This window comes from Methanoculleus sp. UBA413 (assembly GCF_002502935.1).
GTDB lineage: Archaea > Halobacteriota > Methanomicrobia > Methanomicrobiales > Methanoculleaceae > Methanoculleus > Methanoculleus bourgensis.
Map to the genome: position 1 here is coordinate 2,328 of NZ_DAQR01000114.1, position 515 is coordinate 2,842.

1 protein-coding gene is annotated in these 515 nt (G+C 62.3%); it reads left to right on the forward strand.

Translation table 11 applies throughout. The annotated features are described in order from the left end of the window. Positions 1-515 (forward strand): carboxypeptidase-like regulatory domain-containing protein (locus BP858_RS09455; RefSeq protein ID WP_286879368.1); only part of this gene is annotated, 515 nt, incomplete at both ends.

Consider the following 515-nt stretch of genomic DNA (forward strand, 5'->3'; position numbering starts at 1 on the left):
CCCATCAGGGTGGGCATCGGCGAAGGCACGATCTGGGTCTACGTCAAGGTCACGAAGACCCACAGCGGTGAAGTCGGGACCCTCGAGGCTACGGTGGTCGATAAGGAAGGAAACGTCGTGAAAGGTGCTGATGTCGGCGTCTACGACGGTGACACCAGGGTTGAAGGAATGCTCACGACCGCCGAGGGGAAGGTCTCCATCGGCGCCCCGATGGGCACCTACACCGTCAAAGTCACCAAACCCGGCTACCGGCCGTGGGAGAAGGAGGACGTCGAGGTCAGGATCGGCCGGACGACCGATCTTGGGATCGTGCCGCTCGACAAAGAGAACTTCTTTGCCGAGATCCGGGTGAAGTCCCCGTCCCGGGTGGCATCGATCGGCACCAACCCGCAGTACGAGATGATCCTGAAGAACGCCGGCAGGAACGACGACACCTACGGCCTCTCGGTCCAGGGGCTCCCCGAGCAGTGGTATGCTCGGTTCAGGGAGAGCAAAGAAGCCCGCGAGGAGGTCTC